Source organism: Peribacillus sp. TE19612 (assembly GCF_056279465.1).
Genome location: NZ_JBWCCL010000011.1, coordinates 123,566 through 137,796, shown reverse-complemented (window position 1 = coordinate 137,796; position 14,231 = coordinate 123,566). Strand labels below are relative to the sequence as shown.

The 14,231-nt window shown below is 35.1% G+C and carries 12 protein-coding genes; 6 read left to right on the top strand and 6 right to left on the bottom strand.

The window, feature by feature from the left end:
* Nucleotides 1-740 precede the first annotated feature (740 nt).
* The 3 genes from ACZ9AO_RS19450 to ACZ9AO_RS19440 all read right to left on the bottom strand — a co-directional run bounded on the left by ACZ9AO_RS19450 (nucleotide 741) and on the right by ACZ9AO_RS19440 (nucleotide 2,160).
* On the bottom strand, nucleotides 741-1,730 hold the full coding sequence (locus ACZ9AO_RS19450; protein WP_476109927.1) for a site-specific integrase: 990 nt from the start codon (nucleotides 1,728-1,730) through the stop codon (nucleotides 741-743).
* Between the two features lie 77 nt (nucleotides 1,731-1,807).
* Nucleotides 1,808-1,975: a helix-turn-helix domain-containing protein gene (locus tag ACZ9AO_RS19445; protein ID WP_476109925.1), complete on the bottom strand. Its 168-nt coding sequence runs from the start codon at nucleotides 1,973-1,975 to the stop codon at nucleotides 1,808-1,810.
* A gap of 2 nt (nucleotides 1,976-1,977) precedes the next feature.
* The gene (locus ACZ9AO_RS19440) at nucleotides 1,978-2,160 is read right to left on the bottom strand and encodes a helix-turn-helix domain-containing protein (RefSeq protein WP_476109924.1); all 183 of its coding nucleotides are present in this window, start codon (nucleotides 2,158-2,160) and stop codon (nucleotides 1,978-1,980) included.
* 409 nt (nucleotides 2,161-2,569) lie between these two features.
* On the opposite strand from ACZ9AO_RS19440, the gene ACZ9AO_RS19435 reads away from it, so the two are divergent.
* Together ACZ9AO_RS19435 and ACZ9AO_RS19430 are read left to right on the top strand one after the other, a co-directional pair.
* Nucleotides 2,570-4,561 carry an Ig-like domain-containing protein gene (locus ACZ9AO_RS19435; RefSeq protein WP_476109923.1) on the top strand — a complete coding sequence of 664 codons (1,992 nt, stop codon included), beginning with the start codon at nucleotides 2,570-2,572 and terminating at the stop codon, nucleotides 4,559-4,561.
* Nucleotides 4,562-5,046: 485 nt separating this feature from the next.
* Nucleotides 5,047-5,940: a hypothetical protein gene (locus ACZ9AO_RS19430; RefSeq protein WP_476109922.1), complete on the top strand. Its 894-nt coding sequence runs from the start codon at nucleotides 5,047-5,049 to the stop codon at nucleotides 5,938-5,940.
* Between the two features lie 109 nt (nucleotides 5,941-6,049).
* Here ACZ9AO_RS19430 and ACZ9AO_RS19425 read toward each other — a convergent pair whose 3' ends face one another.
* Nucleotides 6,050-6,241, bottom strand: a complete 192-nt coding sequence (locus tag ACZ9AO_RS19425) for a hypothetical protein (RefSeq protein WP_145506036.1) — start codon at nucleotides 6,239-6,241, stop codon at nucleotides 6,050-6,052.
* Between the two features lie 909 nt (nucleotides 6,242-7,150).
* On the opposite strand from ACZ9AO_RS19425, the gene ACZ9AO_RS19420 reads away from it, so the two are divergent.
* Entirely contained in the window at nucleotides 7,151-7,567 is a 417-nt protein-coding gene (locus ACZ9AO_RS19420) for a hypothetical protein (RefSeq protein WP_054397148.1), read from the top strand.
* Between the two features lie 235 nt (nucleotides 7,568-7,802).
* Here ACZ9AO_RS19420 and ACZ9AO_RS19415 read toward each other — a convergent pair whose 3' ends face one another.
* Entirely contained in the window at nucleotides 7,803-8,939 is a 1,137-nt protein-coding gene (locus ACZ9AO_RS19415; protein ID WP_476109921.1) for a site-2 protease family protein, read from the bottom strand.
* Between the two features lie 598 nt (nucleotides 8,940-9,537).
* Here ACZ9AO_RS19415 and truA point away from each other — a divergent pair.
* Together truA and ACZ9AO_RS19405 are read left to right on the top strand one after the other, a co-directional pair.
* A complete protein-coding gene (truA, locus tag ACZ9AO_RS19410) occupies nucleotides 9,538-10,275 on the top strand; it encodes a tRNA pseudouridine(38-40) synthase TruA (protein WP_476109919.1) in 738 nt (245 codons plus the stop codon).
* A 110-nt stretch (nucleotides 10,276-10,385) separates the two neighbouring features.
* Nucleotides 10,386-10,910: a type 1 glutamine amidotransferase domain-containing protein gene (locus ACZ9AO_RS19405; protein ID WP_063596564.1), complete on the top strand. Its 525-nt coding sequence runs from the start codon at nucleotides 10,386-10,388 to the stop codon at nucleotides 10,908-10,910.
* 154 nt (nucleotides 10,911-11,064) lie between these two features.
* Here the strand turns inward: ACZ9AO_RS19405 and ACZ9AO_RS19400 are convergent, their stop codons facing one another.
* Complete coding sequence (locus tag ACZ9AO_RS19400; RefSeq protein ID WP_476109916.1) at nucleotides 11,065-11,691, bottom strand: DUF421 domain-containing protein; 627 nt, start codon at nucleotides 11,689-11,691, stop codon at nucleotides 11,065-11,067.
* Nucleotides 11,692-12,017: 326 nt separating this feature from the next.
* Here ACZ9AO_RS19400 and ACZ9AO_RS19395 point away from each other — a divergent pair, with 326 nt between their 5' ends.
* The gene (locus tag ACZ9AO_RS19395) at nucleotides 12,018-14,114 is read left to right on the top strand and encodes a YhgE/Pip family protein (protein ID WP_476109914.1); all 2,097 of its coding nucleotides are present in this window, start codon (nucleotides 12,018-12,020) and stop codon (nucleotides 14,112-14,114) included.
* Nucleotides 14,115-14,231: the final 117 nt, after the last annotated feature.

Genomic DNA, 14,231 nt, shown 5'->3' with positions numbered 1-14,231 from the left:
AATATAAAATGTTCTACAGGAGAAATAGCAGCCGATTATAATGCTTATTTAAGAACAAATCATTGGAAACGGATGAGAATAGACGTAGCAAAACATCACAAATACACCTGTTTAAGATGTTATGGTGTTTTTCCAACTGGTTTCAATATTCATCATAATACTTATAAACGAGTAGGACATGAAAAACTTGAAGACTTAGGTTTTTATTGCAGAAAGTGCCACGCAGTTATTCACAATGACAGGAAAAACAAACGTGCATTTAATAGACAATTTAACAACCTAATTACGCAAAAAATGGTTAACTTTAGCGAGGAACAAATTTATAAAGTTTTATAATATATAGATAAGGTTGGGGAAGAACCTATCAATGAAGACCCTGAACCTATAGATTGGGATAAGTATATTAAACGGAGTAAAAAACGACAGAAACATAAAAATAAAAAACAGATAGTACAGCTAAAAATGCAAAGTCAAAAACAAATCCGCCAGCCGTGTAACATTAGATATATATAAGGAAATACACAAAGAGAAACATCTATTTTTTAGGCTCTGAATGCTTTTTTAAAGGGAAGCCACATGTAACCTTTCTCACTTGAAGCCCGAATCAATAAAATAGACAGCAATCTGCTGTCTATTTACCCCATAAATAATTTAATGATTCCGCTGCTTCCGATTGTAGTGAAGGAATTAAGTGAGAATATCTGTCCATAGTAGTTGATATTTTTTGTATGTCCTAATCTTTAAGAAACAACTTTCATGTGAATGTTTTGTTGAAGAAGAAGAGAAGCATGAATATGACGCAAGTCATGAAATGTTATATTAGGTACTTCTGCTTTTTTTATTAATATTTTCATATTACGTAGAAGGTTTCTAGGGTTTACAGTTGTACCAATTTCGTTAGGTACAACCAAGTTAAGTTCTCTGGATATATGGTCTTTTTTCTCTTGCTCATTTTTTATTCTATTAAGTTCCATTAAGATATCAGCAGGAATATCAACATTCCTTCGAGAGCCTTTTGTCTTAGGTTTCATAATGATTGTTTTTCCATCCGTACTTAAAACTTTCAGAACAACTAGTTTCTTTTTGGTAAAGTCAATTTCATTCCAAGTTATACCAAGAATCTCACCACGCCTAAGACCACAAAAAATTCCTAAAAGATATGCGGGGTAGTACACTGTATCTTTTGCGACATCTAAAAATCTCCTGATATCTTCTTCTGTCCATTCAATAGTAGTTTTAAGAATTTCAGATGGTTTTTTAATCTTACTAGCAGGGTTTACTGAAAGATATTCTTGTTCTACAGCATAATTTAAACTGTTTTTTAGTACAGAAATAATCTTACTAATGGAGTTATTGGAGAATTTTTTTTCATGTAAACCGGTTTTAAAATTATTTAGTAGTCTAATATTTAAATTTTCGATTAAATAATGACCAATCACCGGTTTTAAATAATTACTTACAATACTAGAATATGTAGAAAAAGTAGAACTAGCAACTGAATGTTCAATCTGTTCCATCCAAATGTCTAAAAAGTCACTATAAGTATACTTTGCAGCCTGTATAAATTTCCCTTTATTGATTTCGTTTAACACTTCATTCAAGGAATTTTGTGCTTCTTTCTGAGTTTTGAATCCTCTTTTTTTCTTTTTAATTCTCCGACCATCAGCTGTTTTACCAATGTCAACTGTATAACACCAAGTTCTTCCCTCTTTCTTTACACTGCCTCTCATATTAAACTCTCCTTTATCGTTAATAGTCTTATAGATACATTATGTTTAACTTTTTGATATCTTATACATCTGTTTAGTTAACTTTTTAACCATTCTATAAAAGTTGGTTTATATATTATAATTCTCTTCCCAACTCTTCTAACAGGAAAAGAATTGCTGTTAGCTAATATATAAGCTTGTTCACGCCCTATTTCGGTAACAGTTATAACATCTGGATATGAATCAAGCGTACTTATATTTGTCATGTCTATTTCCCCTTTCCCTCTAAACATTTAATAAAGTGCTCTTTAGAATAGAGATGTCTATTACCAAGTCGTATTGTCTTGAAATCCTCAGTTTTAACTAATTCATATGTTTGTCTTTGTCCGATTCTTAATATATTTTGTAAATCCTTAACTGTTAATATAGAAGGGTATTCGGTGGTTATCACGTTTATTTTCCTCCTTTCAAAACTCTACACGCTGATATTAACAAATTGATTTTATTAAATGTGAAAATATCTGTAAGATAAAAAATAGTTCTTTGTAACTACTTTTAATTTTGGAGTTCAGTTAGTAAGACAAATCAGGCAACATGAGTAAAAGCAAAACGGTAAAAGTGAGTTAGTTTTTTATATAGTGTTGGAGCATCCATCTAGATGTTTTACTTTTGAGTTAATGCTTGTATGAGTATTAACTCTTTTTTTGTTTTGTTTTAAATCTAGTAATACTACCTTGGCTGTGTCTTTCGTTTCAAGTCTTCATTCTATTATTTAAATAACATTGGAGAATCTATTAATAAAAACTAATTATGGTAAAATATAGCTAGATTGTTAACTAAGTAGAATGGAGAATGGAATAATGAAATCTATCTTATTGAGAACAGGATTATTAACATGTTTATTACTTGGTTTGGTCATTGAAGAAACCTCCGCCGCGTCAGATTGGGCATCCAATTGCGACGTAATTGAGCAAAATGTCAATCCCGATTTTCAGCATATTAACTGCTTACTGACGAATGCAGCTTTGGATGCAGAAATTCCTCCTGAAGTTGTAAAGGCTGTGGCTTGGAAAGAAAGTGATTGGGTGCAATTCATAGCGCCGAACAAACCTAATATTTCCTCTGATGATGGAATCGGTATCATGCAGGTTACAGATATTCCAGAGGAGTACGGCAAGGAAGAGAAATTAAAATACGTAGAGAAATTATCATACGATATTACTTTCAATATCGAGGAGGGCGTCAAAATCCTCAACGAAAAGTACGATTATCTCGATAACAATGCTCTTCCAAAAATACAAGGTGCAGGAAGACAGGAAATAGAAAATTGGTATTTCCCTATAATGGCGTACAATGGAACAAAGTCTATTAATGGTCCTGTATACCAGAGCGATGGGACGAAAAATACAAAAGCTTATCAAGAAATAGTCTTTTCTTATATTGAAAGAGATAGTTTCTTAACAAAAACTCAGGTTTTAGCACAATTTCCTTTTAAGAAAGAGCACTTCTCATACGACTCTAAAACCAACAAAATTAATTTTTTACAGAAAACCTTTACACTAGTGGACCCATTGCATACTTCTGTCTACTTTGTAAAAAACGGGCAAGATGTAGTCGTAACAGGAGGGAATAGGTATTTAAGAGCAAAGCCTGCTGCTTCCAGTGAGATAAATTATATAGCTCCAAAAAATACTTTATTGGAAATCACAGGAGAATTGGCATATACCTTAAAAACAGAGAAAACAGCAAATGCAAATCAGTTTGTCTGGTTTCATGTTAAAACGAAAGATGGGAAATCAACTGGTTATATTTCCTCTGCTTATATTAAAAAGCGAGATTCGTCTTGGACACCACCTGTAGATAACGCAGCTCCTGCATTACCAAAAGTGAATGAAGTAACAGATAAAACGACGAATATTATAGGGGAAAGCGAACCTGGTTCCATCCTTATGGTTAAAGCCGGTACACCAGTAATAGGGTCTACTACAACAAGTACCGATGGTAAATTCACCGTCCGAATATCCAAACAAAAAGCTGGAACAAAACTAACCGTCACAGCTACTGATAAAGCAGGAAACACAAGTGAGGCAAAAGATTTAACGGTTAAGGATGCAACAGCGCCGTCAATTCCAAGCGTTAATGCTATCTATGATTATTCGACTACTATTACTGGTAAAGCTGAAACCAATGCAAAAGTATATGCAATGGTGGGAAGCAAGAAAATCGGAGAAGCAACCGCGAAAAACAGTGCTTATTCCATGAAGATTGCTAAGCAAAAAGCCGGTACAACGATTCTAATCTATGCCGTTGATGTAGCAAAAAACAAGAGCGCAAGTAAATCGGTTAAAGTAATCGATAAAACAGCTCCAACCATCCCAAGTGTCAATACCGTCTATGATTATTCGACTTCTATTACTGGTAAAGCCGAAACCAATGCAAAAGTATATGCAGTGGTGGGAACCAAGACAATTGGAGAAGCCACATCAAAAAGCGGTTCGTATACCATGAAGATTTCAAAGCAAAAAGCTGGCACTTCCATTGTTGTTTATGCGAAAGATGCTTCAGGAAATAAGAGCTCCAGCAGAATTGTTAAGGTCATTGATAAAACAGCTCCACCTGTCCCAACCGTTAATAAAATAACGAGCAAGACTGTAACCGTTACTGGGAAGAGTGAAAAAGGCGCATCCATATATATTTACAATGGAAGCAAGAAAATCGGACAAGGTGTAGTAGATAGCCGAGGCAATTATAAAGTGAAAATCAAGGCACAAAAGAAGGGTTCTACTATAAAGGTATACGCTCAAGATAAATCAGGTAACAAGAGTAAAAGTAAAACAACGAAGGTAAGCTAATATTAACCAAAGACAATATTAAAGGCGATAATACTTTTCCAAGTATTATCGTTTCTTTTTTGTATATTCTATTAAACAATAATGTTGGTACGCTAGATTATTAGAACTGATTCAACGCTTAACACAAAAAAGAGCTGCTATTCTAATCATTCATCTGTAAGGATATATAAATTAGAACGACGTCTATTCCTCCATTTGGTAGACGACACTTTTTATTATTTCCTTTTCCTAAAAAGCAGGTCCCATATCTTGTGACCAAACCATATCGCCATCCATTTTCTTTTCAATTTCTGAACCAAATATCGTTTTTATTGAAATGTCTACGTTTACTTAAATTCATCCACCAAATAATCTACTATTTGATTCTTGAAAAACTTTTATTTACCTTTCATGTTTCCTTTTGTAAAACAACTATTGATTATAATATTGTTACAAGAGATAATAAACCGTGCTAAAAGAGACACCATACAGGGGGAAAATGATTAATGAGGTGTTTAAAAGTATTAATAATAGGTTTATTGTCTGTCATTCTTTTATCGGCATGTTCAGACAGTTCAAACGGAGATGTCAAAAAGGTTGAAGAACCGAAGAAAGAGCAAAAAGAATTCTCGACATTGGAAGATTTCTCCAAAATAGATTTTGAGAATCCAGATAAAGAAGCATGGGCTAAAATTTATATGCCAAAAAAAGATTTCAAAACAATTTTAAAACAGATGTCTGGTCCTGATGACGAAGGCACTATCGCCTATAAAAGCATGGAGTTAAAAGATTCCAAAACAATTGAAATGAAAGTAAACAATTCAGACGGCGGAAGCTTTGAAAACAGCATGCAAGCAGCAATTATGGATGCCTACATACGAGAACTATATAAACACTCTGAGCTCTATGATGATAAAAAAGAACCAACTATCCGTACCGTTGATTTGAGTAACACAGTTATTGCGGAAAACAAGAAGCCTATTGAATTCGATGAAGATGGTGAGGATTCCGAACAAAAACCTAAAGAGCTTGGAACCTTCAAACTAGGTGAAAAGGTAAATGTAGAAGGTCATATCATTACATTAACAAATGCACATTATACAAAGGAAAGAAACGAATTTGAAGAAACACAGCCCAAAGAAGTATTGGGATTTGATATTGAATACCAAAATGGGACAAAAGAGGAACAAGTAGTTAGCGCGGGAGATTTTGAAGTGTATGACAGCAAAGGTGAAAAGATGGAGGTATATGCTCTCGATACATTAACTGAGAGTGTTCAAGCAGGTAAGCATGTTAACGGACCTGCTACTTTCGGAGTAACCGGTAATGCACCTTATGAAATCTTCTACACAGATTATATTACGGGTAGCAAAGCAAAATGGATTATGGAAGTGAAATAATCGTTTTCATTTTTTGAAGCAAAAATTTTAGGCAAAAAGGTACTCACAAAAAGGTACTCACTACAATGGTGAGTACCTTTTTTTGTTATGCCTTTTATGTTTCAATCTTCTATATAAAAATATCAATGCATTGTTCTACAGTTGTTGCAGAGGCTAACTGTTTAGCTTTTGTAGCCAATACATCTGCCGGTTCTGTATCGAGAATAACTCCAAATAAGTTTTCTATTTCATCCAAGCTTTTTTCTAAACGGGTAGAGATGATTGAAATCGCTATTTCTTTGACAAGTCTGTGTTCAGTCATGTTAATACTCACTTGAATCACCCCTTCTAATAAACTTAAATACCTATATTCGCTTATCCAAGTGTTAATTCCTTTTAAGAAAAGAATATGTCGAAAAATAAATCGACACCATTTACTTACTAATTGGCTATGTTTGCGCTGGTTTGGTTTTTAACTTTTTTGTTCTATTGAGGATTTGAAGTAATATAATTAATGTAAGATTTTAATTGTCGTGTTGAAAATAATGAAAAAAGAAGAAATAAAACAAATTATTCGGGATACCGGCGACAAAGGAAACAGGTCATAAGCAATTTTTAAATTACCTAGTGCTCGAATAAAGAGGTATTAGCTGTTGAGTCTTTAACACATAATTAATTTTTTACCAAGTAAAAAGGACCCTTGCATGGTCCTTTTCTTATGTATTGTCCGTTCAAAATAAGCAATGTTCTGCAGCCTTTAATCCATCCTCCTTTAAACCATCTACCATATTTTCCATATCCCATTCTGAATATCATTTTTTTAAAAAAACTATCTAGTATAGCAAATTAAGTCTCCTATTTGTTGTTTTTTCTAATTAGATTTTTTTTTAGAAAAATAAATCCTGAATTAGAAAAAAATTTCGATTTTCCATCCATTCGATTTTTTTATTTGCTACTATGACCTTAATGAAATGATGCTTACTAAATGGATTCAGCTAACGATGGATGTTAAAAATAAGACCGTAGCTTTTCTATAAAAGGTACATAATTATATTCTTCGGTAAAACCCACTTTACTATAATGTGTTGGATTACTCACTACTAAATACCATGCACGGGAATTTTTAAATGTGTGATTTTAATACCTCAACAGTTTATTATATTGATAAAGGATGAAGAATTTAATCTACTACTATAATTTGGTAAGTCTTTAAAAGGGAAGTGATTGTTAAATGCTTTATATAAGCGATATCGAAAAGATAATTAATAACACATTAAATGAGCACAATTTGGATATTATTTATGAATTTGACAATAATCTAAGTGCACCTATGAGTTATAACGTATCGACCAATACTATAAAATTCAATTACCTTCAAGTTAACGGTTATAAAGGGAAAATTAGAATTAAAGAGACAGAGGAAGACTTTGTTAAAATTATTCTTTATCGTATGATTGGTTATTATTTAGATTTTAAGAAAAACAAACATGATTTAAGGATTTTAATGTATGGTCACGAGGAAGAAAAAGAAAAGCTAAAATCTGAAATAGAAACTAATGCTTGGGATTATGGGAGAACATTAATACCTGAACAACTATTGGAGTCATATGATAAAGTTCGTGAATTGGATAAAATGCTAATAAATTAATGTGCTCTAAGAAAATGGTGACCCGACTTTAAACTAAAATAAGAAAAGAAAAAGAAGCCTCCTTGGAGAATCTCTCTGGGCTGAATTTTGAGTGAGAAATTAAACTGATAACCAATAAGACAAGACCCAGAGAAAGAGGAGTTGACTTACATAATTAACATTAATGTTTCACAAGCCTAAATAAATGGACTGTCAAAGGGGACCTTCATAAATTGAGGTCCCCTTTCATAATGTATTACGGTAATAAAGTTTTATATTGTTCCATTAAATCACCTGCATATAAGCTTGTTATCATTAAGAAAATGGCAAGCCCAATATATAATGAGAACCAGATGACTTTTGTTTTGAGATTCGATGAGTAATAGGATTTCTCTTTATCCCTAATTTCAGTTTGTTCTTGCACTTCTTTAAAGAACTTTGCTGCTATTCGTTCATACGTGCCTATATTTTCAAAATCGGTCGGTCCGTTCTGGTATTCATTCGAATTAGCAGCATCCATTAAGGATCTATAAATATTCAATTTTACCTCGGTCAGCTGTTTTTCTTTTAGCTTATTATCATCAAATAGCGGGATATGCCAACTCTTCATGTTGTTAAACTTTTCATATTGTTGGCTTGATTCCATATTCCAAATATTAACCAGGCGAATTTTTTCTTCATCTGTTGCAGCTGCATATTGTTCTAGTTGCCTTAATCCAAATTGATTCAATTCAATGATGATGTCTCTTTGATTTCTGGTTGTCTCGCTACGAATTTCTTTCCACCACTTAGAAATACCCAATAATAAGAAAAGAATTAAGAATGGATTTGGATGGAGAAATAAATATACAACCATCCCGATAATCCCTACTACCCAAAGCTTTGTGGAGATGACTCCCACTATACGTCCTCCATCAAGAGGATGCACAGGCATTAGATTAAATAGGTTAATCATGGCTCCAAGTGTAATAACTAAAAGCCAAAATGGATTTTCCGTCATCATAAATAGGGGGATGGCTGGTAGAAATGCTAATGTACCTAATAAAGGACCACCGAAGGCAAGATAAGCTTCTTGGTTAGCATTCTTGGGTTCTTCTTTAAGGGCAATTAATGCTCCGACAAAAGGGATGAAAATGGCATTGGATGTTTTGATGCCTTTTCTCTTTGCAGCAAGTAAATGCCCCATTTCATGGATGTAAATTAGATAGACTAGGGCTACGGCAAATTTCCAACCGTAAACCAAGGCATACGCACCTAATGAAACGAAAATAGAAATCAGGGAACCTACTTTTGCTATTTTCAATAGCGCAAACAACCATTTCATTTTCCCCAGGAAAAATAACCCGATGGCCCCCAAACTTAACCATCCTTTTTTCGATATAGATTCTTTCAAAATGTACCTCCTAGAATAAATGGGAAAACAGATGACCCCAGTGACACTATGTCTATCTGAGCTCCTTCTTGATTTATCATCTTGCTAATATCCTTATTATATCGTATTAGATCATACATTTCTTATCATATTAGTAATATTTTTCTAGAATATTAACTTTCAAGCATTACATTTTTTTATAATTAAAATAGAGTTCTGTCCTTAATATTCAGGGCCCTCACAGGTCATCAACTAACAAAGGCTCAAATCCTTGATATCACAGCATATCCAAATATCATTCCTGTGTGTTTTTACGCAGTGCACAGAAACGGCATGTGAAGATGAATCGTTCGTTGCATGACGCTAGCCACTTTGGTACACTATGCAGAAGTGCATTTCAGCTAGGATTGACTATCGAATGATAGATAAGATGCTATCACCTTTACATAATTCATGGTCTTTGTAAGCGATGGGGTGCTACCGAACGAAATATGGTACAAAACTTTAACAATATAAATGTTTTTCTAGGAAGACCATCTGTCCCCTCATACAGCAGGAGTTGTATGGGGGCTTGTATTTTATTGAGAATTTTCTGTTTAGATGAAATAAGGAGGAAGCAATGAACAATTATAAATTGACCATTCAATATGATGGCGGGCGCTATAAAGGCTGGCAGCGACTTGGTAATAGTGATGATACGATTCAAGGGAAAATAGAAAATGTATTAACGGAAATGGCAGGGGAAAAAATCGAGATCATCGGATGCAGCAGAACGGATGCCGGTGTTCATGCCCTTGCTCAAATCGCCAATTTTAAGATCGGTGAAAATCTGACTGAAGTTGAAATCATGAATTATTTGAATAGATATTTACCAAGAGATATCAGCATTGTCGAGGTTACGCTAGTCCCTGAACGTTTTCATGCCCGTTATAACGCTAAGGATAAAACCTATTTGTATAAAATCTGGAACGAGCCATATACAAATCCTTTCATGCGAAAGTACAGTATGCATGTAGAGAAAAAGCTGGATATCACTAGAATGAAAAAAGGATGTCAATATTTTGTAGGTGAACATGATTTCACTGCTTTTTCAAATGCAAAATCCAAGAAAAAATCCATGGTACGTGAAATATATTCCATTGATATAGAAGAAGATGCCGGTTTCATCGAAATTACAGTACGAGGCGATGGATTTCTTTATAATATGGTTAGAAAGATTGTCGGGACGTTGATAGAAGTTGGGTTGGGTGAAATAGATGCTGAAAATATACCAAGTATTATAGAGTCAAAAGAAAGAATCCAAACGGGCCGTATGGCGGAGGCAGCTGGGTTATACTTGGTAAAGGTTGATTTTTAGACCGGATATTGATGCATGTGTTAATGAATGTAATGTGTACAGGCAGTAGAAAAAGGGAAGTAATAGGGAAGAATGGTAAAGCGGAAAGTACGAATGAAGGAGAGATTTTCATGAGATTAGCAGGAAAGAAAATAATCAGTCTTGTGCACCATGATTTTGAAGATTTAGAACTCTGGTATCCGATTTTACGTTTAAAAGAAGAAGGGGCGATTGTTCATCTCGCCGGAGAAAAGGCGAATGAAACATACATTGGAAAATATGGTGTACCAGCCATATCTGATTATGAGTATGGCAGTATCAAAGCTGAAGAATATGATGCCATTCTTGTACCAGGCGGTTGGGCACCCGACAAAATTCGCCGGTTTCCTGAAGTGATATCACTTATCCAAAGTATGGAAGAAAATAAAAAACCCATTGGGCAAATTTGTCACGCTGGTTGGGTGTTGATATCCGCAAAAATTTTACAGGGGAAGAATGTAACGAGTACACCTGGCATTAAAGATGATATGGAAAACGCAGGGGCAACTTGGATAGATGAGCCCGTCGTCGTAGATGGAAACCTTGTGTCTAGCAGACGTCCACCTGATCTGCCGGATTATTTAAGAGAATTGATAAACGTGATTGAAAAGGGTTAAATCCATAGTACGGTGAAAAAGTGGTTTTTCCTTCTGGAAAAACCACTTTTTCTATCCATACCCGAATTTATTTTTTAATGCTGATTTTGAAATGCTAAAGATCATACCCTTGTTTACTCCTTAATCAAATCAATATACAAATTACCTTTTGTCCCTACGACAGCATACGAGATTTCAAAAACAGCAAGGTTTCTTTTTTTGAGCTCAGCCATCTTAAGGTGTGTGTGGATAGGTTATCATATAAGATTTCTCCGTCATAGACCAGTTCAATCGGTACAGAACTTGCTGGGGGCAGTATTGGTAAATCCTGCTTGGCGGCATTTTGGTATTGTTCTTTTTTTAATACAGAGAGTGAACCATTTATCTCTAAAATGGCACATTCAACTTCATCTATGTTGAAAATATCTTTTCCCCGCAAAGCCTGTTTAAGAGAATCCAGAGAATACCCCATCCGTTTCATTGACTCTACGAGAATTCTTCCTTTTTGAATTAAAGTAGCAGGTTCTCCGGCAATCCATTTCCCGAAACGCGGATTTCGAACCGCTAGAAGATTGAGCATGAAAACGACGGTACCCATAATAATGATTGCAATGATAAAAAACAGGAATTTAATTTTAATATTGAATGCTAGATTTCCTGCAATTGTCCCCATCGTAATGGAAGCGATATAAAGGAGATAGGTCCTCTGGGCAATTGTCTGTTTACCGAGGAGTTGGACAAATATCCATAATAAAATAAAAGAGGTAAATGTTCGAAAGATGATTTCAACAGATTCCGACATGGTGATTTCTCCCTTACAAAACTCCCGATAGTTCATTTGTGATAGTATGTTCTTGTATCTTGCCGTTTATTCTGTAAAGGAAAATGACAAGGTAACCGTCTTTGATAAGGGAACCAGTATTACAATTGGTATATTTAATTTAACGGTTACGATAAACAACTTTCTTATAAAACAGGCATTCATATAAGTGTAATATCAGGAAGCAAGTCGCTCATACTTGCTTCTTTTTTATTTGGTTTGATGAATCCATGGATATGATTACTTAGTATCGATTAAGAAATTTCTTCGAATAATAGTATCAAAATACATTTGCACGGGGGTATGTTTTGAGAAATATTCAGGAAATTTTCATTGACGATTTAAAAAGCATTTATAAAAATTTCTTTGTTTGTATCGTAATAGTCTTTCTCATGTTCATCCCTTCCATTTATGCTTGGTTTAATATTGTCGCATCATGGGACCCGTATGCAAACACGGAAGGAATTCTTGTCGGTGTTGCCAATAATGATAAAGGAGCGGAGTTAATTGGCGAAGCCGTGAACATAGGAAAGGAAGTCCTAGAGGGATTAAAGGAGAATAAGGATCTGGGCTGGAGGTTCACTTCGGAAAAAGAGGCGATAGCAAAGGTGGAAAAGGGTGATTTTTATGCATCCATCATCATTCCGGAGAACTTTTCCGAACATATTGCGACGATCATGACCGATGACCCTAAGAAGGCGGAGATTGATTACTATGTTAATGAAAAAATCAATTCCATTGCTCCTAAAATTACGGCAGCGGGTGCGAACAGCATAGTGGACAATGTGAGCAAAACCTTTATCAAATCAGCCAGTGGGAGCATCCTTGCAATCTTTAATGAACTGGGAATCACTTTGCAAAACGAGTTGCCCACGATTCAAAAAATGAAGAATATGGTTTATTTATTAGAGGCTGAACTGCCTGAGCTTGAAGAAAATATCAAAACCGTTCAAACACATGTCAAAAAGGCTGAAGATATCATTAAGAGGGTCAATGATGGCCTGAATTCGATAGAAGGAATAACGTCACAGAAGGACAAATTGGTATCGGACGTTTCTACTTATGTAGATTCAACAAGGCAGGCATTCGAAGGAATCAGTCCCCTTTTGAAAAAGGATATTGCGAACATCAGGAGCGATAATGAATCCGTTTTAGTGCTGGCAAACCGGTTATCGGGTCAGGATTTAACTGGCAATGATCAGCTAGTGGAACAAGGGATAACGAGGATAAATAAAGAGCTGTACCTTTTGGACAGTATGTATAATTTATTGGTGAGAGTCAATCAGTTTAATGAGAATAACTTGCTTCAGCCAGAAATAAAGCTGGTTGATGAACTAAGGGATAATGCTTCGAACCAACTTCAAGCGCTGAATAACCGAGCCTTTGGCAATCTTATCGAACTTGGCAGGAACAATGATCAAGTCTTGGCAAGATTCCAGGAGAGCTATTCAAAGGAAACGGGGCCAAAATTCAATGAAATCTGGACTGAAACAGAAGCAATATTGAATAATGTCCAGCTTACGATGGAGGAGGGAACCGAGGTTCTTCCTGAGGTGAGGGCGCTGTTGAATGAGACCAATCGAACATTGGAAACACGTACAGGGGATATCGATAAGTTACAGAATAAGTTTCCGGAAATCGAAACGAAAATAAAAGCTTTAGCTTCTAAAATGAGGGAAATTGATAAGTCTTATAATATGGAAGAAGTGATTGATTTCCTAAGGAATGATATTGAACAAGAAAGTGAATTTTTTTCAGAACCAGTGCTGCTCAATAAACACAGTCTCTTTCCGATTCCGAACTATGGATCCGCCATGTCTCCTTTCTTTACGGCACTTTCCCTTTGGGTCGGCGGTACAATATTGATTTCCATGCTTAGCGTTGGTGTTTCTCAAAAAGTCTACAGCCCGTATCAAATTTATATCGGGCGGTATCTTATATTTTTCATCATTGGGGTAATGCAGGCTCTTAGTGTTTCCATTGGGAATATCGTCCTTATCGGTGTTTATGTAGCTGATAAATTTGAGTACATCCTGTTTTCCGTTCTGATAAGTACGGTATTTACACTCATTGTCTACACCTTCGTTTCCGTTCTTGGAAATGTTGGAAAAGGGATAAGCGTCGTCTTGATGGTCCTTCAAATATCTAGTTCAGGAGGCACCTTCCCCATTCAAGTCACACCGCCCTTTTTTCAACATATTAACCCTTTCTTGCCATTCACCTATGCTGTGGGTTTACTTCGTGAATCTGTTGGGGGAATAACCTGGAGTGTAGCTGGCAAGGACATTTTTATCTTGATTCTCTTTTTACTAATCACGTTCATCTTAGGTGTCATTTTGAAAAAGCCTCTGCATGCAAGGACACAAAAGATGAAGGATAAATTGTATGGAAGCAGGATTTTTTAAGGTAATCGAAAGAGTACTGGTGAACGCGGTTAACTTAAGTTCAAAATTATGGATATAATCAGCCTGAACCCTTAAAAGGGGCTCAGGTTTTTTTATTTGCTGAATGGTATTTATAGA

Coding starts and splice junctions, on each gene's coding strand:
- ACZ9AO_RS19450 (WP_476109927.1), bottom strand. CDS start 1,730: ATGAGAGGCAGTGTAAAGAAAGAGGGAAGAACTTGGTGTTATACAGTT.
- ACZ9AO_RS19445 (WP_476109925.1), bottom strand. CDS start 1,975: ATGACAAATATAAGTACGCTTGATTCATATCCAGATGTTATAACTGTT.
- ACZ9AO_RS19435 (WP_476109923.1), top strand. CDS start 2,570: ATGAAATCTATCTTATTGAGAACAGGATTATTAACATGTTTATTACTT.
- ACZ9AO_RS19430 (WP_476109922.1), top strand. CDS start 5,047: ATGAGGTGTTTAAAAGTATTAATAATAGGTTTATTGTCTGTCATTCTT.
- ACZ9AO_RS19425 (WP_145506036.1), bottom strand. CDS start 6,241: ATGACTGAACACAGACTTGTCAAAGAAATAGCGATTTCAATCATCTCT.
- ACZ9AO_RS19420 (WP_054397148.1), top strand. CDS start 7,151: ATGCTTTATATAAGCGATATCGAAAAGATAATTAATAACACATTAAAT.
- truA (WP_476109919.1), top strand. CDS start 9,538: ATGAACAATTATAAATTGACCATTCAATATGATGGCGGGCGCTATAAA.
- ACZ9AO_RS19405 (WP_063596564.1), top strand. CDS start 10,386: ATGAGATTAGCAGGAAAGAAAATAATCAGTCTTGTGCACCATGATTTT.
- ACZ9AO_RS19400 (WP_476109916.1), bottom strand. CDS start 11,691: ATGTCGGAATCTGTTGAAATCATCTTTCGAACATTTACCTCTTTTATT.